This window comes from Lipingzhangella rawalii, assembly GCF_031628175.1.
Classification (GTDB): Bacteria; Actinomycetota; Actinomycetes; order Streptosporangiales; family Streptosporangiaceae; genus Lipingzhangella_A; species Lipingzhangella_A rawalii.
The window spans coordinates 127,046-147,449 of sequence record NZ_JAVLVT010000005.1 but is presented as its reverse complement, the minus strand read 5'-3'; the positions used below and the strand labels follow the sequence as shown (position 1 = coordinate 147,449).

Genomic DNA, 20,404 nt, shown 5'->3' with positions numbered 1-20,404 from the left:
GATTTCCCGTCGCGACCGCCGTCCCCGGGCGCCACCGCACGCCCCGTAGGGTGTCTCCACGCACAATCCCGGCGAAGGAGGACTATGCCGACGGTCCAGACCCGTCCCGAACTGCGCGGCGAACACGGAATGGTCGCCTCCACGCACTGGCTGGCCAGCGCCGTGGGCATGTCGGTACTCGAACGCGGCGGCAACGCCTTCGATGCGGCGGTCGCCGCCGGCTTCACCCTCCAGGTGGTGGAACCGCACCTGAACGGCCCCGGTGGCGAGGTCCCGATCCTGCTCCAGGCCGCCGGAGACCAGCCGCAGGTGCTGTGTGGCCAGGGCCCGGCACCCGCCGCGGCCACACCTGAGGCACTCGCGGGGCGGGACCGCCTGCCGGGAAGTGGGGTCCTGGCCGCGTGTGTGCCGGGCGCCTTCGACGCCTGGTTGACCCTGCTACGCGACCACGGACGGATGTCCCTCCGTGAGGTCCTCTCGCCGGCGATCGGCTATGCCCACCGTGGCTTCCCGATCCTGCCGCAGATCGCGGACAAGATCGCGGCTGTCGAGCCGATCTTCACCCGATACTGGCCGAGCTCGGCCGAGGTCTGGCTGGACCGGGGGGCACCCCCGGAAGCTATGGCCACGCACCGCAACCCGGATCTGGCCGCGACCTACGAGCGGCTCGTCACCGAGGCCGAAGCGCAGGCGCCCCACGCCCGCGACAGCCAGATCGACGCGGCCCGGCACCTGTGGCGGGAGGGCTTCGTGGCCGAGCGAATCCTGGCGTTCCTGTCCCGCCCCGTCCCCGACGGCAGCGGCGAGTTTCAGCGGGCGCTGCTCAGCGGGGACGACCTGGCCGACTGGCGAGCCCACTACGAGCCCACCACCCAGCTCGACTACCACGGCTACACGGTGCACAAGACCGGCCCGTGGGGCCAGGGGCCGGTGTTCCTCCAGCAGCTGGGGATGTTGCGGGAACTGGGTATCGACGAGGTGGCCCACGACTCGGCGGAGTTCGTGCACCTGGTCACCGAGGTCGCCAAGCTCGCTCTGGCCGACCGGGAGGCATGGTACGGCGACCCGAGCATGGTTGACGTTCCCCTGGCCACGCTCCTCTCCCGGGAGTACGCGGCCGAACGTGCCCGGCTAGTAACCCAGGCGGACAGCGCCTCCCTGGAGCTACGGCCCGGTGCTCCGGACGGACGCCACCCCTTCGTCGTACCGCCGGTCCTGGCGGGGACCACCGAGACCGCCACGGGCGCCACCGGTGAACCGACCGTGAGCCGTACCGGGGAGCACCGCGGGGACACCTGCCATCTCGACGTGGTTGATGCCGAGGGCAACATGGTGGCGGCCACGCCGAGCGGTGGCTGGCTCAGCAGTTCCCCGGTGGTTCCGGGACTGGGTTTCGCGCTGGGCACACGCGCGCAGATGTTCTGGCTGGACCCGCGCTCCCCCAGCGTTCTCGCCCCACGCAAACGCCCACGCACCACACTCAGCCCCACCCTGGTGACGGCCGGCGGCGAGCCGGTCCTGGCTCTGGGAACCCCGGGCGGCGACCAACAGGACCAGTGGTCGCTGACCTACTTCCTCCGGCTCGTGCACGGTGGGCTGAACCTTCAGGCGGGCATCGACGCCCCCATGTTCCACACCAATGCGGCGCCCAGCTCCTTCCATCCCCGCGAGATGGCTCCCGGAGAGCTGGTGGTCGAGTCGCGGCTGGGGGACGGGGACGGGGACGGGGACGGGGACACAGCCATCGCCGAACTGGAGCGGCGTGGCCATCGGGTGGTGCGCTCGGGGGGCTGGTCCCTGGGGCGCCTGTCGGCCGTGGCCCGGGACCCGAACACGGGCCAGCTGCGCGCCGGCGCCAACCCCCGCGGCGCTCAGGGCTACGCGGTCGGACGGTAGCGCGCATCCCACCCCAGAACCGGATTGGCCCCACCGGGCCAATCCGGCACCTCGATTCGGTCGGCGGCGGTTCCGGGGCCGCGGCGCCTCGGGAACATCCCTCCGCGAATTCCACACCGAGCCGAGACGCCGCGCCCCGTGGGGCAGGCCGCCCGGTCTGCTGTCCCATGGTGCCGCCGCCGGCGCCGGTGCCGGCACCATCATCGCCGCACTGCTGGGCAGCCCCGAGGAGCGACCCTGGTGAGAGGCACGTCACACGCAGCCGTGACGTAGGTGATAAGGATCATGAATCCGGCGTAGAATTTGTGCGACTATGGATATGGATAATCGCTGAGCGAACAGCGAGGTGCCCGTATGGTTCAGAGCATCCCCCAGCCCCACCCGGAGGCCCGCACCCAGGGCACCCGTTCCCAAACGCTCGACCGCGGACTCCAGGTTCTGCAAGCCCTGCGCGACGCCGGCGGACCGATGAGTATCGCCGCACTGGCGACGACGCTGGGGGTGCACCGGTCGATCGTGTACCGGATGGTGCGCACCCTGGAGGATCACCGACTCGTGGCCCGCACCAGTGAGGGCAACTACGAGCTGGGCCTTGGTCTGCCCAGCCTGGCCCGGGGGGTGTCCCACAGCCTCCAGAGCGCCGCGACCCCCGTCCTCACCGAACTCGCCAACGAAACCCGGATGACGGCCTTCATCGTGGTTCCGGCCCAGGACGAGGCTGTCACCCTCCTCACCGTGGAACCTCGACATTCGATGGGACACGTGGCCTACGCCCCCGGGATGCGCCATCCCATCAACCGGGGCGCCCCCGGCATGGCGATGTTGTCGGCGCTCCCGCCCACCGCCGAGGAACGTCCCGAGGTGAGCACGGCCCGAGAGCGAGGCTGGGCCTACTCGCACAGCGAGGTACTCGCCGGGATGTCGGCCGTAGCCGCACCGGTGGCCACCCGGACCACCCTCGCCGCGGTCGCCGTGGTGTACCTGGAGACACGGGATCGTGGTGAGGCTCCGCTGCGACTTGGCGAACGGGTCCATGGGGCCGCACGCGACATTGTTTCCGATTTGCCGTGACTGTTCCGGTTTACGGCCTCTTTTCGCTGCTAACGTATGTTTCGTACGGTTGCCAAGGTGGCAGCGCGCGTCATATGTTGACTTCTGTTCGGCTATTCAATTACCGATATAGCTGACCGATAATCGAATGGCCATCAGCAGGGCCACGTTGCTGACGCCCCCTCCCTCAGTAACCGCCCTGCGTTCACTCCCGCGATGTCGCCAGCCCTCCCCTCCCGGCTGGATGTGTCGCGGGAGAAGGGTGGGGGCCGCGCCGGCGCGGGCCGGCCCCCACCACCGACGACTTCCCCTTGCTCGTGGAGCCGAGGTCCGACACCCCGGCCACCGTGCCTGCCGGCGCCACAGGCGAGACGGCTGCGGGACTCAGTGGGCGACGCGAACGGCACCAGCCATATTCGCGGTGCGAACGTCGCTGTACTTCACCACATCGCCGCTGCGCGGGGCCTCCAGCATCGTGTCGCCACCGAGGTAGATCGCCACATGGGAAATGTGGCCCGGAGCCGTGGGGTCACTGCGCCAGAAGAGCAGATCCCCCCGTTCGGCCTCGGCGAAGGGGATCTGTTGCCCCGCGGCGGCCCACTGGTCGGCCGCGACCCGCGGCACCTGGACACCCGCCTGGGTGAAGGCCCACTGGACCAGCCCCGAACAGTCGAACCCGCCCCCGGGGGAGTCGCCACCCCACACGTAGGGAACACCCAGCTGACTCTCCGCCGCCGCGATCATGGCCTCCAGGGTGTCCCCCGCGACCGCCTCTCCGGTGCCGGGGGGAGCCTCCTCCGGGTGGTCCACCAGCAGCTGAAGGGAGGGGTTGGGCTGGCGACCGTCGTCCTCGGTGGCGTCAGCGTCAGCGCCGGGGACCCCGAGCAGCTCCTCGAGATCGTCCCGCAGTTCCCACAGATCGGCCTCGGGAGCGCTGACCAGCACGGCGTTTCCCTCGGGGAAACCCAGATCCCCGGTCACGTCCCGTGCGGCCAGGGCGTCGATTCCGGCGACTCCGGACGTGGCGTGGGTCCACACCTCATGCTCGACATCCCCCGCGGCCCCGGACACGGTGACCGTGCTGCCCACATCGAGGTCCCGCTCCTGGCCGAGCTCGTGGGACAGGGCCAGATGACCGTCGGCCACACCCGCCCAAACCTCGTCGGACTCGGCGGAGGGGGCCGGGGCGTAGGCGCGGAAGGTGTCCGGGTCGACCCCCAGAACGGAGGTGACCTCACCGTCAATGGTGACCCGGGCCGCGTCCACCTGCTCGACATGCTCAACGTGCTCGAGCTCCGCGATCTCCTCAACCCGGTCCGGGGCGATGGCCTCGTCATCGACCGCGAAATACTGGGCGGAGCGGGTCTCCTCCAGCGGAGCGACCTCCGGCGCTGCGGCAACGGCACCAGGATCAGCGACCTCCGGCTCTGCGGGGGCTCCAGGCACTGCCGGCCGGGGAACGTCCGTGGGTGGCCCGGCCTCGGGCGTGGGGTCGGCCCAGGCGGCCGGCGCGCTGACCGTGGCACAGAGCAGAGTGGTCAGAACCACCGTACCGAGCACATCTCGACCACGAAGCGTAATCACTCGGGGGTCCGGTATTCGCGGGTGTCGCACCGTGGGACCGTGCACTGGGGACCTCACTTATCCTCGCCGACTCCGCGGTTTCGGTCCGCAGGGCGAGTCTAACGAATCCTTATGCACGGCCGCCGTGTGACCTACATCACATAACTACATTGTGTAGCTGCTGGCCGGTGGCCCAGCGCTGTAGCTGGGTGTCGACGAAGCGGCGCGCCCGCGGGTAGAACGTGGCGGAACCGCCGGCCACGTGCGGTGTGATCACCACACCCGGAGTGGTCCAGAGCGGATCATCGGACGGCAGTGGCTCCGGGTCGGTCACGTCCAGTGCTGCCCGAATTCGGCCCTGCTCGGCACGCAGCGCAGCGGTGTCCAGAACCGGCCCACGGCCGACGTTGACAACGAGCGCACCATCCGGCAGCAGTCCCAGCTCCCGCGGCCCGAGCAGGCCGCGCGTGTCCTCGGTCAGCGGCGCCACCAGAACGACAATGTCACAGCCGGGGAGGAGATCCGGCAGTTCCGCGACCGGATGCACATCCTCATCCGGCCGCGCGTGCCGCGCCACACGCACAACCTCGGCATCACACGCCAGCAGCCGCCGTTCGATCGCCGCGCCGATACTTCCGTAGCCAACGATGAGCACCCGGGAATCAGCGAGTGAGCCGGTGGCCTCCGGCTCCCACACCCGACGCTGCTGGGCCGCGAACCAGCGGGGCAACTCGCGCTGGGCAGCGAGCAGGAGCGCCAGGGCGTGTTCGGCGGTACTCGCGTCATGCAGCCCCCGCCCGTTGCACAGGGTTACGTCCGGAGGCAGCCGCCCCACCAGATGGTCGTAGCCGGCGGTCAGGGTCTGCACGGCCCGCAGCCGAGGCAGGTGCCCCAGCAGGCGCACCGAGCTACGCGCCGCCTCCCGGTCGAAGTGGACATAGGGCAGGACGTAGAACTCCACCCGCTCCAGAACCGAGGCCTCGGGCGGCTTGGTGTGGCCGTCGAACACCGCCACGTCCAGCCCTGCCGGAGCGTTCTCACGATTGCGCTCCCAGGGCACCAGTACATACCCGCCCATTGTGCTCGCTCCTCTCCAACGCACCCGCGCCGCTATTCGGCCGGCTGGGTCAACGGACGCAGACGCTGCCACCGCGCCTCCGCGCAGGACCCGTCCCGGGTGAGGACCGTATCGACCTGCTCGCCGTCCCAATATCCCGAGATGGTGGCGCGCTCCGGTCCGTAGCTCACGTCGGTGCAGTTGGCGTCGTCATCGGCCTCGGCGAAGGGGTCGTCGAGCTCACCGACCAAGGCGCACGCTTCCGGATCGGCGTCGGCATCACCGCGGCAGATGACCCGGTGCTCGCTGTCCCCCAGGGGCTCGGGATCGTCCTCCGCCTGCGGGGACTCTCCGCCGTTCGTGTCCCCAGCGGCGTCCTCGTCGCTGTCCTCGGCGTCCGCACCGTCGTCAGTCTCGTCGGGGTCGTCAGTGTCGTCGGGCTCGTCGGGCTCGTCGGAATCGTCGTCCACACCGTCGTCGACAGTGATGTGCAGGACCGCCGTCGGAGCGTTGGGAGTGTTCTGGATCAGGCCGACGGCATCGACCTCGTCGGGTTCGGGGGGCTGGGGCGTGGTCGCCAGGTTCGTGCCGACGAGGGCGACGTAGCCGAGGCCACCGGCCAGGCTGAGGGTTCCCAGCAGCATCACGCCGGGACGTCCCGTACTGAGCGCGGCCAGGCGCCCAGCAATGCGGCCGGAGAGCCGCCGCCCGCCGTACACCAATCCGCCGGGCTCGCGGGACCGGTTCACCACAGCTCGCATCCGCCTCATCAACAGCCAGTCTATGGTGCGCACCGGACAGCACCCCGTTCCCACGACAATGGCCCCGGGCGGGTTCCTGCCCAGGACGACGACGGTAGCTTCGCACTTCGGTTACGACTGGGGCCGCACCCTTCTCCCACGAGTTACCTTTCAGTAAGGTCCATGTTGAAACAAGTTCCGATTCGAGCCCCGCCCGGATGCGCGACCAGGTGTCCCCATACTCCCGGGGCACCACCGGAACCACCCGAACCCCCCGTTCCCGTGCCGAGTAACGGAGCCAGCCCCCGTGACCAACGGACGTCACCGCCACCCTTCCCGGGTCCGCCAGGCCGTGCAGTCCCCGCTTGGCATCGCCGCGATCATCACCGTTCTCCTGATCGTGTTGACGCTGATGGTTCCGCTCGGAGTCCGGTTCCTTGGCTGTTCTCAGACGCAGTACCTGCGGGTGACCTCCGCACTGGGCATCGCTCCCGTCCTTCAGGAGGCCGCCGCCGAGTTCAACAACCGCAACGAGGGCGGCAGCGGAACCTGCCTCTATGCGCAGGCCAGCGAATTGCCACCCCATCTGGTGTTGACCGAGCTGGCCGGGGGTGTCACCGCGAGCTCCACGATCGCCCCGGACGTGTGGGTTCCCGAGTCCTCGGCATGGGTCGAACTGGTCCGGATCTCCGAGCCGGCCACCCCGATCACCGAGACCGAACCGAGGTCGCTGGCCAGTTCCCCCGTTGTCCTGGCCGCCCCGGAAGATGCCGAGGGTATCGGCGGTGACGAGCCGCACTCGGCCAGCTGGACCGAGGTTCTGCCCGGGGAACGCGACCCGGACCGGCCGGTGGTGATGGTCGACCCCAACCGTGGGGCCGACGGAATGACCACGATGTACGCGGTTCGGGACGAGCTGGGCACGGGGGACGAGGCCGACGCGGCCATGACGGAGTTCGTCCGCGACGTGCAGCTCGACAGCGCCTTCGGCGAGATCGAGCCCTCCGGAATCTATCCCGGAGCGGAGCCGCTGACGGTCCTTCCGGAACAGGCCGTCTGGGAGTACAACGAACGGGAACGCCCGAACGACAGCCCACCACTGGAGGCGCACTACCCCAGCGAGGGAACGGTCAGCCTGGACTACCCCTTCGTGGTGACCACCCCGGACGACCCGGAGAAGAGCGCCGCCGCGGAGGAGCTCTACGAGATCCTGCACGAGGAGGAGTTCCGCGAACGACTCCGGGACATGGGATTCCGCGAACCCGACGGATCCACCAGCCCAACCGTGGCTCAGGGAACCGGGATCGCCCCCGGGGACGTGGACACACACGACGGCCTGACCGGAGATCGGCTACTCGCCTCAGTCGAGGACTGGAACCGCCTGTCCATGCCATCCCGGGCGCTGGTGCTCGTGGACGTGTCTGCCGCGGCTGCCGAGGATCTCGACGGTGGCCCCGAAGCCCGGATCGAGGTCGCGCGCGGGGCGGCCCAACTGGGCCTGGAGATGTTCCCCGACGAGACGGACATGGGCCTGTGGCTGATGTCGGACGAACACGGACCAGAGGGACGCGAGGAGCTGGAGGACCTGGGTCGGCTCGACGAACCCGGTGACACCCCCGACGAGACCCGCCGGGACCGTCTCCACGAGGTGGCCGAGAATATCGAGGTCGAGGGCGGCGGCTCCCGTCTGTACGACAACATTCTGGCGGCCTACCAGCACCAGCAGGACAACTATGCGGAAGACAAGATCAACAGCGTGATCATGCTGGTTGCCGACGCGGATAACGGCTCCAGTGATATCGAACACGCCGAACTGGTTGCGGAGCTCCAGGACAGCTTCGACCCCCAGGAACCCGTCACCATGTTCATCATCGCTTTCGGGGACCAACCGGACGCCGCAGAGCTCGACGACATCGCCCGCGCCACCAGCGGCACCTCCTTCGTCACCGAGGACCCGGACGAAATCGGCGAGATCTTCCTCGACTCGATCTCGCGTCGGCTGTGTGTCCCGGACTGCGACAGCTGACCTATCCGAAAGCAGCGGCGAGAACAGCCGCGATCTAGCCCGATGACCTGGGACCATAACGGACGGTGTACCCGATGTGTTATCGAACGCCTCTTTTGTCACGGGACCGCGGTCAGTACTGTTCTCCTGAAAACCCGGCAGTAACATCAGGTTCGCGAGGCGACGTATGGCACGACGAGACTCATCGGACACCTCGAGTGGGGCGGAGTCCCGCTCCGCACGGCGGCGTCGGAGTCGTCCGCGTCGCGGTAACCGCGGCTGGGCGTTCCTGGCCTTCACCAGCGCTCTGGTCGTCCTGGTTGGCGCCGGCGTCACCGGCTGGTACGTGCTGCGGGGAGCCGGAGCCTGCATTGCCGGCACCACCCAGGTGGAGATTGCCAGTGCCCCGGAGCTCTCCCCCGCACTCTCCGAACTCGCCTCCCGGTTCCACGATGGCGATCCGGACGCCGATCCGCACTGCGTGTCGGTGGAGATCCAGGAACGGGACCCTGCCAACGTCGCTTACGCCATCACCGGCATGGGACCGACCACCGGAGACAGCGACGCCGACGTGTGGATTCCGGACTCCTCCCTGTGGGCGGAACTGGTGATCTACGGGGCGGGGCTCGACCAGATCGACAACACCGATGTCTCGGTGGCCACCTCACCGCTGGTTCTCGCCTCCACCGGGTCGGCGGCCGAAGCCATCGATGCAACCTCCTGGTCCGGGGTCACCCCCACCGCACCACCCGACGGATCAGAGCCGGAATCACCCCCGGTCCAGGTTGTGGACCCCGTCCGCAGCTCCCAGGGCCTGGCAACCCTGGCCCTGGTGAACAACGCACTCGAGGCCGAGCACGGCTCGGACCCCACCGAGAACGAGGACGAACAGCCCGTTGCCAGCCCGGAGCTGGTGGCCGCCCTCCAGAGCATGCAGGCCTCGACGGCGCACGACGAAGAGGGCGCGTTCGCCCAGCTCGCTGGGCTCCCCCCGGAGGAGGCTGACGAGGCTGACGAGGCGAACGAGACGGACGAGGCTGCGGCGGACGAGGAACACGCCAACACCGACGGTGCCGTCATCGCGCTGTCGGAACAGGCGGTCCACCGGTACAACACCGAGTATCCGGACCACGCGGCCCAGGTGAACTATCCCGAAGAGGGGACCTTCACCCTGGACTACCCCTACCTGCTGCGCACTACCGACCCAGAGGTAACCGACGCCGCCGAGACGTTCCTGGACTACATCACCACCTCGGACGCCGAGGAGCGGATTCGCGCGCGCGGTTTCCGTAGCCCGGACGGCACGGTGGACACCACGGTCCTCGACGACGAAGCGGGCTTCGCCGAGGAGATGCCCGAATCGCTGCCCAAACCCGGCGGCTCGACCGTGGCAACACTGACTTCGACCTGGAACCAGCTTCAGCTCCCCTCCCGCGTGTTGACGCTCATGGACGTCTCCGGATCGATGCTGTCGGAGGTTCCCGGAACCGACCTCACCCGGATGCAGGCGGCCACCGCATCCGCGAACGACGGGCTCCAGATGTTCCCGGACAACGCCGAGCTCGGCACCTGGGAGTTCTCCCTGGACATCAATGACGGCCTCGACTACCGGGAGGCCGTACCCATCCGGCCGCTGGGAACCGAGGTCAACGGCCACACACACCGGGAGGAGCTGGCGCGACACCTGACCGAGTTGGAGCCGATCCCCGACGGGGGGACCGCGTTGTACGACACGGTCTTCGCCGCCTACCAGGAGCTCCAGCGGGACTACTCGCCGAACCACATCTCCACGATCCTGTTGCTGACGGATGGCGACGACACCAAGGACGACGGGCTGAGCCTCGACGAACTCACCACGGCCCTGGAGGAGGAGTCCGGCGACGAGGAACGCCCGATCAGCATCATCATCGTCTCCTTCGGCCCGGACGTGGACCAGGAACCCATGGAGGAAATCGCCGACACTCTGGACGGGCGGGCCTATGCCACCAACGACCCCACCGAGATCGGCGACATCTTCCTGGAGGCCTTCACCCTGCGCACGGCCGAGGCGGCAGCCGAAGAGCACTAGCCATTGACGGTCGGTGCCGGAAACGTCCGGCACCGACCTCGGCAACTCCGCTGGTGCGGGCGGCTGTGGGTACCCCCGTCCGTACCAGAGGTGTGCCCCGGTCACCCACCCCCACCCGAAACCCGAAACCGGACACCCCTGGACGAAATCGGGTACATGGCGTACTCAGGAACTACTCAGGCACTGTTCGGATGGACGACCATGGGAGGGAGCCAACGGGTGGTGCATGCATGGATGCCCGGCGCACACCGAGTCCCGATCCAGCACGAAGGGACGGTTCCCCGCGGAGGCGCCCCACGGGTGGTCTGGGGCACGACCGAATCCGATCCGCTGACCGTGACCGCCGTCCAGGCCGCCGAACGCCTCGTCGGGCAAACCCACCACGCCCACCTGGTATGGAATCCCCACACCGGTGACATCGCCCAACTGCTGCCCGCGACCACGGCCGTGACCGAGCAGCTGGTGTCGCCCAACCAGGTTGACCGCGGGCGGGACGGCCGGCTGTGCCTCCTGATCGACGTTGTGGGCTTCTCCTCCCTCCCCTTCACCCAAGGGCCGCTGCTCGGGCGGGCCGCGCTCCTCACCTGGCTCGACACCTGGCGGGTGCCCCGGAGCTGGCCGGCGGGCACACCGGTGCGCACTCCGGCGAAGCTGGCCCGGGGCCAGACCACGGAGTTCACCTGGGCCCAGGGAGGACACTTCGGCCGGTCCCAGTTTCCGGGATCGACCGCGGCCAGCCCGGGAGCCATCGCCCCGGAAGTGCTCCTCGGACAGGTCGACGCCTCCACCCGCCCCTACCGAGCGCGGGGGTCGGGGATCGCACGCCCGCCAGGGGCGATCCCCGACCCGATGCTGGAACACCCACCGGACCCCAGCCGGGTTCTCGAGCGCCCCCCGGAATGCGGCACACCGGGGCACAGCATCGTGGCGGAACCAGCCGCCGTGTGACTCCCGCGGCTCCACGCTCCACCACGGAACATGGCCCGATCGTGCCAACTGCGGCGCAGACGCCCCCGATGGTTATCGAACGACGAAAGACGGTTTAGTGTGGCGCCCATGGGTGGATCGATCAAGCCAGGCTGGTACGTGGATCCCGACCAGCCGCAGCAACTGCGTTGGTGGACCGGCGACGAGTGGAGCCATCACGTACGGCCGCTCCCCAGGGGGGCCGGCACGGGCACTGGCGAGTCGGCCGCAGGGGAACACGATCCTGCCGGGCAGCAAACCTCCCGTGTGGATCCACCTGCGGGCAACGACGAGCCGGCGACCTCCATCGTGGACCCACCGGCGGGCACGGACGAACCCGCCACCACGATCGTGAATCCGCCCAGCAACGACGAGCCGGCCACCACCATCGTGGACCCACCGGCGGGCACGGACGAACCCGCGACCTCCATCGTGGACCCACCGGCGGGCACGGACGAACCCGCCACCACGATCGTGAATCCGCCCAGCAACGACGAGCCGGCCACCACCATCGTCAACCCACCCGGACCGCGGGAGACGGGAGACAGCTCCCACTCCGGAGCCCCCGAGCCACCCAACTCGCCCCCGGACGACGAGGCTCCAGCGACCGCGGTGTTTCCTCCCGGAGGCCCCGGCGCGGGCAGCGACACGCCCGAGACGGCCGTGTTCGATCCCGGCGGTGGCGGGACCGGTGGACCGGGCGGGGACCCCACGGGGGAACCATCGGGCGGCCAGGACGACCCCCCGCGCACCGCGGTATTCCCACCCGGAGGGCCTCCGGGCGTAGACGCCCCCGCCGGGGGCACCGACGACGACCCGGGTACGGCCATCCTCGATCCGAACGATCCCATGGTCGCGGGGCATCGCTCCTCGGGGCAGGAGCAGCAGGAAGACCAGGGGGGATTCAACCTCAAGGGACTGTTCCAGAGCTTCCAGGGCGCGGTCCAGGAGTACCGGGAAGAACGCGCCGAGGAACGGCAGGCCCGCCAGGAGGAGGAAGAACGCAAGCGCCGCGAGGAGGAGCAGCGCCAACGCGAGGCCGAAGAGCGGCGCCAGGAGGAGGAACGGCGCCAGGAGGCCGCCGCCTGGCAGCAGTCGGACAGCGGCGCGGAGCAGGGCCGCTCCTCCGCGGACGACGGCGTCCTGCCCAGCGGTGGCTGGCCCCAGACGGGCGGGGAGGACCACCAGCGGTCGTCGGCTGCCGCGGCCCAGAATCCCGGACCAGGTGACCCGCAGCAGGGGGGTGTGCCGCCATCGGGTCCGCAACCCGGACAGGCCCCTCCCGGCTACCCCTACCACCCCGGACACCAGCCCTCCGGCCCCCAACAGCCCGGCCCCCAGCAGTCTGGCCCGCAGCAGCCTGGCTACGGACCACCCCAGGGGCCACCCCCCGGCTACGGACCCCCCAGCGGGCCGGAGGCCCCGTATAGAGGTCCCGCGCCGGGCTACGGGCCCCCGAATAACCCGCAGCAGGGGGGTGTGCCGCCATCGGGTCCGCAACCCGGACAGGCCCCTCCCGGCTACCCCTACCACCCCGGACACCAGCCCTCCGGCCCCCAACAGCCCGGCCCCCAGCAGTCTGGCCCGCAGCAGCCTGGCTACGGACCACCTCACGGACCACCACCCGGCTACGGGCCTCCCGGCGGGCCTCCTCCAGGCCCACCGCACGGACCGCCCCCGGGCTACGGACCGCAGGCCGCGGAGGGAGGCCCGCCCCCGGGGTACGCTCCGCCGGGCGGTCCCCCGCCCGGCTATGGACCCCCCGGTGGTCTGGAAGGCCAGCCTGGCCATCCGGGGATGGCCGGCCCGCCAGGACCGGAGGGCTACCCGCCCGGTCACGGCGCCCCGCACGACCCGAACTTCCCGCAGGGGCAGCCGCCGCACCAGCCGGGACACTACCCTCCGGGTGTGCAGCCGCCCCCGGGAGCGATGGGTGGCCCACCGCCAGGAGGAATGCCCTACCCGGAGGAACCGAAGAAGAAGAGCGGCTGTGGCCTGTGGGGCTGCCTGATCCTGCTGGTCCTCACCCTGATCGTGGTCGGGGTCTTCGCCTACCTGGAGATCAGTGGCACGGCGGACGCGATGTGTTTCGTCTTCGCCGTGAACTGCTAGCGCAGGATCGGGAGTGGAAGCCGCGGCCCGATGCGGCCCCTGTGGTTCGCGTCGGGGCGCGGCCCTCCACGGGCCGCGCCCCGTGATGGGTTGCGGCCTGTGCATGGGGTACCCCGCGTAGGTGGGGCTTCCCCCATCACGGGGGCACCTCCACGGCCACCGCGCCCCCACCCCCGTTGGCCGTCGTGCGGGGGAGCGCCCCCAGGGCGCGACGCCGCCGGCGGCCACCACGACGCGCACGGTCAACCAACCACCGCCACCACAATCCCCTCAGGCACGGGGTGGCCTGCGGCTTCCTCGTACCGCCCGGGTGCATCCCCACGGCAGGGACGCCGCGCCCTCCCCCACACCACGGGCCACCACGCCCCACCCACCCCGTTGGCCGTCGTGCGGAGGACCACGCCGCCCCATCACGGGGACACCTCCGCGGCCACCGCGCCCCGATCCCGTTGGCCGTCGTGCGGAGGACCACGCCGCCCCGCCACGGGGACACCTCCGCGGCCACCGCACCCCACACCCCGTTGGCCGTCGTGCGGAGGACCACGCCGCCCCGCCACGGGGGGCACCCCCACGGCCACCGCACCCCACACCCCGTTGGCCGTCGTGCGGAGGACCACGCCGCCCCGCCACGGGGGGCACCCCCGCGGCCACCGCGCCCCGATCCCGTTGGCCGTCGTGCGGAGGACCACGCCGCCCCGCCACGGGGGGCACCCCCACGGCCACCGCACCCCACACCCCGTTGGCCGTCGTGCGGAGGACCACGCCGCCCCGCCACGGGGGGCACCCCCACGGCCACCGCACCCCACACCCCGCTGGCCATTGTGCGGAGGACCACGCCGCCCCGCCACGGGGACACCTCCGCGGCCACCGCGCCCCGATCCCGTTGGCCGTCGTGCGGAGGACCACGCCGCCCCATCACGGGGACACCTCCGTGGCCACCGCACCCCACACCCCGCTGGCCATCGTGCGGAGGACCACGCCGCCCCATCACGGGGACACCTCCGTGGCCACCGCACCCCACACCCCGCTGGCCGTCGTGCGGGGGACGACGCCGCCCCGCCACGGGGGGCACCCCCACGGCCACCGCGCCCCGATCCCGTTGGCCGTCGTGCGGGGGAGCGCCCCCAGGGCGCGACGCCGCCGGCGGCCAACACGGCGCGCGCGGATCGACGATAACCGCGACCACAATCTCTCCCTGGGGAGCGTGTGGCCTGAGGCTTCCTCGTGCCGCCCGGGGCATATCCACACCGGGGACGCCGTGCCCTCCCCCACCCCACAGGCCACACCGTTCACCGGGGTGCGGCGATGATTCACCCACAGGCACCGTGGCAGCCCCGATGCCGGACGCCTGCCATCGGCGGGCCAGGCCAGAGATCCGTGTCGGAAACCCCGGTCCGGGTGTTGGGGTGACGGTGGTTGGTTGCCCGCACGCGCCGTGTCGGCCGCCGGCGGCGTCGCGCCCTGGGGGCGCTCCCCCGCACGACGGCCAGCGGTGGGGGTTGCGGTGACCGAGGAACACATCCCGCTACCCGGGGCGCGTTTCCTGGCACGACGGCCAGCGGTGGGGGTTGCGGTGGCCGAGGAACGCATCCCGCTGCTCGGGGGGCGCTCCCCCGCACGACGGCCAGCGAGCGCGGGGGCGAGCTCGGGGGGCGGGGGCGGGGTAGACGTCGCCAGGCCCAACCTCGCTCCTAGGTCCAAGGAACAGGTCCCAGTCGCCAGAACCGCCTCAACTCCAGCCCTGCGGGGCGCCGGTTGATACGGTACCGACCGTGGCGCGACCTCGGCGGACCTGCACCCCCTCCGCGTTCCTGCCTGGCGACCGGGTTGCGCACACGCCCTAAGCTGGCCCTTATGACTGACAGCCTGGTGTGGATCGACTGCGAGATGACGGGCCTCGATCTGGAGGCCGACGCGCTGATCGAGGTTGCCTGCCTGATCACGGACGGCGAGCTGAACCAACTGGACGAGGGCATAGACATCGTCATCAAGCCGCCGCAGGCCGCACTCGACCAGATGGGTGACTTCGTCCGGGAGATGCACACCACCTCGGGACTGTTGGATGCCCTGGACGGCGGCTCCACCCTCGCCGAGGCCGAGGAGCAGGTGCTGGCCCACATCCGCCGCTACATTCCCGAGTCCAAGAAGGCTCCACTGTGCGGCAACTCCATCGCCACGGACCGCGCCTTCCTGGCCCGGGACATGCCGCTGCTCAACGAACACCTGCACTACCGCATGGTGGACGTGTCGAGTGTCAAGGAGCTGCTGCGGCGCTGGTACCCGCGAATCTACTACGCCAGCCCGGCCAAGCAGGGCGGACACCGCGCCCTGGCGGACGTGACCGAGAGCGTGCAGGAACTGCGGTACTACCGCGCGACGGCATTCGTTCCGCAGCCGGGGCCGGATTCGGCCACGGCTCGCGCCGTCGCCGCGGACATCGTCGGCGCGGCCTCCGAGCAGACTACGGGTGACTCCGCGGGTGACTCCGCGTCGCACACAGCGGAGTCGGGACCGACCGACACCAGCGGGGCCACCGGGCACCAGGGGTCCACCGTGGACTCGAGCACTTCCTGAACGCGCTACACTTGAACAGGCAGCGCGCTGACCCGGACTCCGGGGCAGCGGCGAGGCTGTCATGGTGGGCGTAGCTCAGTCGGCAGAGCACCAGGTTGTGGTCCTGGGAGTCGGGGGTTCAAGTCCCCTCGCTCACCCCAGTTGATAGGTACGAATGGGCCTGGTCATCACCTCGATGACCAGGCCCATTCGCGTTTTCGGAGCCGGCCACGCATATCCACGACGGCTCCCGTTGGCCCGTACGCACTGACGAATGAGACCGGGCGGTCCAGGCTGGAGCAGTGCTGGTGACTGTGTCCGGATGGCGACTGTGCCGGGGCATCGCCTCGGGGCGAGTTGCGGCGGCTCTGGCGTCTCGGGGTGGACCCCCAGCTGATGGAGGCCAGGTGATGTCGATGGGGGGAAGGAAAGGCCGATGGGGGTGAAAGGAGGGGCAATTGTGTGGATGCGTGCGATACGGCGTGGACGACGACAGACCCGGGTATGGTTGCCCTAATGGACACCCCCCGTCTGTTGCGCCCAGCCTGCGGCGCCCACCGCGCCGCGGCAGGCCCACGCGCCGCAGTAGCCCACCGCACCCGTCCTCTGCACCGTGGCAGGCCCACGCACCGCACCAACTCCACGCAGCACGACATTCCGATCACCGCCACCAGCGGTGCCCCGGGGCTAGAGCCCACAGACCGTGTTAGCTACGATACTGCGCTGAACCCCTACATTGGGCTCAGACTCGCCTAAACCCCGTCCCCCGCTCCCCGGCGCCTCGGACTTTCCCCGCCCAGAGCCAAGGGAGATCGCAACGTGGCCCAGACAAACCCCGGTTTCGAAAGTACGGTCGTACTTCTCGCGAACATACCCAGCACCGACCATGTCGGTTCGGCCAAGGCACTGCGGTTCCCCCTGACTGGCGACAGTCCGCTCCACCGGTACGGCCCACTTCTGGAACTGGTTCGTGAGGAGGTCGGGGCCGGGCGTAAGGTTGTGGCGCTCTATCCGGCGTGGCGGGCGGAGACCGCCCGCAGTGCGCTCCGGTTCGTCCGGGGCGCACTGGACAGCCCGAGCGACGTCGTCGCCGGGGTCAGCCTCGACCAGCCGCCCTTGGCGCTGTCCCTGATCGCGGACCAGTTGACCTACCTGGCGCCCTACCTGCCGCCCGGGATCGTGGCCGCCCTCCCCCATGAACTTCCCGGCCACATGCTCACCGGGGCGTGGCTGCGCAAGGTCAGCAACCTGTCCGACTTCCCGGTGTCGCTGCGTCAACACATGCGGTCCTACTCGCCCCGCTCCCAGTTCCTGGCGGTGTGCGCTCCCGGCCAGGAACTGTCCGAGGTACGCCGGGACAGCACGGCGATCCCGATCCCGGCCCGTCCCGTGGACCCGGTCCAGCTCTTGGTGGCGGCCCCCAACAGTGGCGACATCGCCACCTTCCAGGCGCGGATCCAGCCCACTCTGGGGCAGGTCGGATCCCGCCCGCTGGGCCCGCAGCCTCTGGCCCAGGAGTACTGGGGAGCCGCGCAGTACGTGGAGTTCGTGGCGATCAGTGCCCACCCGCAGGCGCTGACTGGGGCGATCAACAACATCCGGGCCGTGGCCTGCGCCTGGTGCCATGAACCGGTGGCGGCGCAGTCCTGCCCGTTCTGTGGTGCCGTGAACCGGCTCTCTGCGACGCCGATCCGTCCTCCCGCCGACCCCAGTACGCGCCGGGTTCCACTGCCGGAGCCCCCCACCGCGGCGGAATCGGGCGCACAGCCACCCGCCACCCCGCCCCCGGAGTCGCACGCGGCGCCACCGGCGTCGCCACCTCCGGCACAGACCCCGCCGGAACCCAGCATCGCGCCTGGTGGCCGGATCCGCTCTCAACCTCTGGATCCCTCCACCGGTGCTCCTGATCCCTCCCTGCCGAGAAACGGAGACGCATGAACCCCCGACAGCGACGCGGCATCCTGCTGCTGATCACCGCCGGGATCGGCGCCATCGCGGTGTTCGTGGCCGTGTGGGGCTACACCAACTCCCTGCACCAGCGGCTGGGCGAGTACCAGACCGCGGTGCTGGTGGCCGAGGACATCCCCGCCCACCAGCCCGTCACCCCGGACCTGCTGGAGACCACCGAGGTTCCCGCTGACTTCTTCGAGGACAGTTTCCTCCGGGACCCCACGGATGTTGAGGTGGGGGCTGGCGAACAGCTCGTCGCCGCCGTCGACATCGAGGCCGGGACGATGCTCCAGGAGAACATGCTCCAGGGCGCTCCCGCGCTGAGTGAGGGGGAGCGGGAAATCGCGATCATGGTTGACGCGGAGACGGGCGTGGCCGGAAAAATCAATCGCGGCTCCCTCGTGGACGTCTACGCCACCTATGCGGCCAGCCCGGACAGCCCCGCCTGTGCGATGCGGGTGCTGACCCAGGTCCAGGTATTGGACATCGGCGAGATCACCACTGAGACCGACGAGACCACGGGCGCGCAGAGCGGCGTGGTTCCGGTGACCTTCCGCCTCAGCCCGGAACAGACCCTGCATCTGACCCATGCCGAGGCGTTCTCCACCAAGCTGCGGCTCGGCCTGATCAGTCCGGAGGGTGGCGGTTCGGAGCCTGCCGAGATGGAGTTCTGCTCGGACACCGACATCGAGGAGTTCTTCGAGGACGCCGACAACCCGATTCACGACCCCTACGGCGAGGACGGGCCGGACCTCGCCGAGGAGGACGACGCGGGCGCCGAGGGCGACGCGGACGGGGATGCCGAGGAGAACGGAGACAACGAGTGAACTACCGGGTCCTGCTCGCGGTCCCCTCCGACGAGATCGAGAACTCGCTGGTGGCGCGGTTCCAGGAGCTGTCCGACTGGGACGTGGTCAGCGTGCAGCGCTCCTCCCGAGAGCTGACGGACATGGTGATCGAGCTCGCCGACGCCGACGTGGTGGTGATCCACCACGAGCTGGGACCGTTGCCGGTACTCGACCTGATTCGGGACCTGTCCCGCAACCAGCCCCAGCTGGCGATCATCCTGCTGGTGGACGAGACCACCCCGGAGCTGTTCAGTAACGCCATGGAGGCGGGGGTGCGCGGGGTGCTCGCCTCGGACGCGCCACTCGACGAGCTGAATACCCGGCTCAGCGCCGCCGCGGAGTGGTCCCGGACTCTGCGTCGGCACTTGGAGGCGGCTTCGCGGGACACGCCGGCCAGCGGACCTCGGGGGTCCATCGTCACTGTCAGCGGCGCCAAAGGTGGGGTGGGTACGACCACGGTGGCCCTGCACACCGCACTGGCTGCCGCCCAGTCCGGCCGCACCGTGTGCCTGGTCGACCTCGACCTGCCCAGCGGGGACCTGCCGAGCTATCTGGACCAGTCGCATCGGCGCGGCATCATCGATCTTGCCGAAGCCGGCGACGACATCAGTGCGGCGATGCTCGCGGACACGTTGTACGTGCATCCCACCGGGCTGCATGTGTTGCTGGCCCCGGCACACGGGGAACGCAGCGAGGACGTCACGGCCCGGTCCACGCGTCAGATCCTGGGGGCGCTGCGTTCACGCTACGAGCTGGTGATCGTGGACTGTAGCGCCACGATGACCGAGGCCACTGCGATCGCGGTGGAGTTGGCGGACTCCACCGTGGTTGCCCTCACCCCGGACTTGGCGGCGTTGCGTGGGGCCCAGCGGCTGCTGTCGATGTGGGAGCGCCTCCAGATCCGGCAGAAGCGCGACTGTCACGCCGTGTTGGTGCGGCACAACCGCAGGAGCGAGATTCAACCGGACTTCACCCGCAAGCTGTTGAACTGTCAGGTGTTGGAGACGGCGATCCCGGCCCGCTACTGGGCGCTGGAGGAAGCCACCAACACCGGTGACCCGTCCCGGGTGAGTGACGATCAGCTCCGTCGTGCCTACGGACAGGTCGCCAGCGAACTGGGGCTGGTGCGGACTACGGCCGCCGCACCCCAGCCGGCAGCGGCCCCGAACGGTGACCAGCGCCGTTCCGGGGGCTTGACCGGGCTGTTCGGTGGGGCCCGCGGCCGGCGGGACCGGGGCGGGGTGTTGGTGGAATTCACCGCGGCGGTGCCGATGCTGCTGCTGGCGCTGGTGGTCGTGCTCCAGGTCATGATCCTGGGGCTGGCGTGGCTCTACACGAGCCATGGCGCCTCGGAGGGTGCCCGTCAGGCCGCCGTCACCCCGGGCAATACGGAACGGATCGAAGAAGAGGTCGGTAAACGGATCCACGGTTCGTTCGGGGAAGACGTCGAGGTGACCGTCCTCGACAGCGGCGAGGCGGCGGGTGTGCGCGTCACGGTCGACGTGCCGGTACTCATCCCCGGAGTGGACGACACCTGGACCGTGGGCAACGAGGGATACATCGCCCCGAGTGGAGCACCCGAGTGAGAGGTGGACA

13 protein-coding genes and 1 tRNA gene are annotated in these 20,404 nt (G+C 70.1%); 11 read left to right on the top strand and 3 right to left on the bottom strand.

Annotation, left to right across the window (positions count from 1 at the left end):
• Positions 1-84: 84 nt before the first annotated feature.
• Both RIF23_RS11705 and RIF23_RS11700 read left to right on the top strand, forming a co-directional pair.
• Positions 85-1,896, top strand: a complete 1,812-nt coding sequence (locus RIF23_RS11705; protein ID WP_310912522.1) for a gamma-glutamyltransferase family protein — start codon at positions 85-87, stop codon at positions 1,894-1,896.
• A 354-nt stretch (positions 1,897-2,250) separates the two neighbouring features.
• Positions 2,251-2,967 (top strand): IclR family transcriptional regulator, encoded by a 717-nt coding sequence (locus RIF23_RS11700; RefSeq protein ID WP_310912521.1) that lies wholly within the window; start codon positions 2,251-2,253, stop codon positions 2,965-2,967.
• Positions 2,968-3,330: 363 nt separating this feature from the next.
• Here the strand turns inward: RIF23_RS11700 and RIF23_RS11695 are convergent, their stop codons facing one another.
• The 3 genes from RIF23_RS11695 to RIF23_RS11685 all read right to left on the bottom strand — a co-directional run bounded on the left by RIF23_RS11695 (position 3,331) and on the right by RIF23_RS11685 (position 6,360).
• Positions 3,331-4,530, bottom strand: a complete 1,200-nt coding sequence (locus RIF23_RS11695) for a C40 family peptidase (RefSeq protein WP_310912520.1) — start codon at positions 4,528-4,530, stop codon at positions 3,331-3,333.
• A 136-nt stretch (positions 4,531-4,666) separates the two neighbouring features.
• Complete coding sequence (locus tag RIF23_RS11690) at positions 4,667-5,587, bottom strand: 2-hydroxyacid dehydrogenase (RefSeq protein WP_310912519.1); 921 nt, start codon at positions 5,585-5,587, stop codon at positions 4,667-4,669.
• A gap of 32 nt (positions 5,588-5,619) precedes the next feature.
• Entirely contained in the window at positions 5,620-6,360 is a 741-nt protein-coding gene (locus RIF23_RS11685) for a hypothetical protein (RefSeq protein ID WP_310912518.1), read from the bottom strand.
• A gap of 253 nt (positions 6,361-6,613) precedes the next feature.
• On the opposite strand from RIF23_RS11685, the gene RIF23_RS11680 reads away from it, so the two are divergent.
• The 9 genes from RIF23_RS11680 to RIF23_RS11640 all read left to right on the top strand — a co-directional run bounded on the left by RIF23_RS11680 (position 6,614) and on the right by RIF23_RS11640 (position 20,394).
• Positions 6,614-8,332 carry a substrate-binding and VWA domain-containing protein gene (locus RIF23_RS11680; RefSeq protein ID WP_310912517.1) on the top strand — a complete coding sequence of 573 codons (1,719 nt, stop codon included), beginning with the start codon at positions 6,614-6,616 and terminating at the stop codon, positions 8,330-8,332.
• A gap of 166 nt (positions 8,333-8,498) precedes the next feature.
• Positions 8,499-10,379, top strand: a complete 1,881-nt coding sequence (locus tag RIF23_RS11675; RefSeq protein WP_310912516.1) for a substrate-binding domain-containing protein — start codon at positions 8,499-8,501, stop codon at positions 10,377-10,379.
• A gap of 219 nt (positions 10,380-10,598) precedes the next feature.
• A complete protein-coding gene (locus RIF23_RS11670) occupies positions 10,599-11,327 on the top strand; it encodes a hypothetical protein (protein ID WP_310912515.1) in 729 nt (242 codons plus the stop codon).
• A gap of 108 nt (positions 11,328-11,435) precedes the next feature.
• Positions 11,436-13,457: a hypothetical protein gene (locus tag RIF23_RS11665; RefSeq protein WP_310912514.1), complete on the top strand. Its 2,022-nt coding sequence runs from the start codon at positions 11,436-11,438 to the stop codon at positions 13,455-13,457.
• A 1,854-nt stretch (positions 13,458-15,311) separates the two neighbouring features.
• Complete coding sequence (gene orn / locus RIF23_RS11660; RefSeq protein ID WP_310912513.1) at positions 15,312-16,031, top strand: oligoribonuclease; 720 nt, start codon at positions 15,312-15,314, stop codon at positions 16,029-16,031.
• A 64-nt stretch (positions 16,032-16,095) separates the two neighbouring features.
• Positions 16,096-16,171, top strand: a tRNA-His gene (locus RIF23_RS11655).
• A 658-nt stretch (positions 16,172-16,829) separates the two neighbouring features.
• Entirely contained in the window at positions 16,830-17,948 is a 1,119-nt protein-coding gene (locus RIF23_RS11650; RefSeq protein ID WP_310912512.1) for a zinc ribbon domain-containing protein, read from the top strand.
• A complete protein-coding gene (cpaB, locus tag RIF23_RS11645) occupies positions 17,945-18,787 on the top strand; it encodes a Flp pilus assembly protein CpaB (RefSeq protein WP_310912511.1) in 843 nt (280 codons plus the stop codon). Before RIF23_RS11650 ends, cpaB begins: the two co-directional genes overlap by 4 nt.
• Positions 18,784-20,394: an AAA family ATPase gene (locus RIF23_RS11640; RefSeq protein ID WP_310912510.1), complete on the top strand. Its 1,611-nt coding sequence runs from the start codon at positions 18,784-18,786 to the stop codon at positions 20,392-20,394. The genes cpaB and RIF23_RS11640 overlap by 4 nt, the downstream gene beginning before the upstream one ends.
• Positions 20,395-20,404 lie beyond the last annotated feature (10 nt).

Coding starts and splice junctions, on each gene's coding strand:
- RIF23_RS11705 (WP_310912522.1), top strand. CDS start 85: ATGCCGACGGTCCAGACCCGTCCCGAACTGCGCGGCGAACACGGAATG.
- RIF23_RS11700 (WP_310912521.1), top strand. CDS start 2,251: ATGGTTCAGAGCATCCCCCAGCCCCACCCGGAGGCCCGCACCCAGGGC.
- RIF23_RS11690 (WP_310912519.1), bottom strand. CDS start 5,587: ATGGGCGGGTATGTACTGGTGCCCTGGGAGCGCAATCGTGAGAACGCT.
- RIF23_RS11675 (WP_310912516.1), top strand. CDS start 8,499: ATGGCACGACGAGACTCATCGGACACCTCGAGTGGGGCGGAGTCCCGC.
- RIF23_RS11665 (WP_310912514.1), top strand. CDS start 11,436: ATGGGTGGATCGATCAAGCCAGGCTGGTACGTGGATCCCGACCAGCCG.
- orn (WP_310912513.1), top strand. CDS start 15,312: ATGACTGACAGCCTGGTGTGGATCGACTGCGAGATGACGGGCCTCGAT.
- cpaB (WP_310912511.1), top strand. CDS start 17,945: ATGAACCCCCGACAGCGACGCGGCATCCTGCTGCTGATCACCGCCGGG.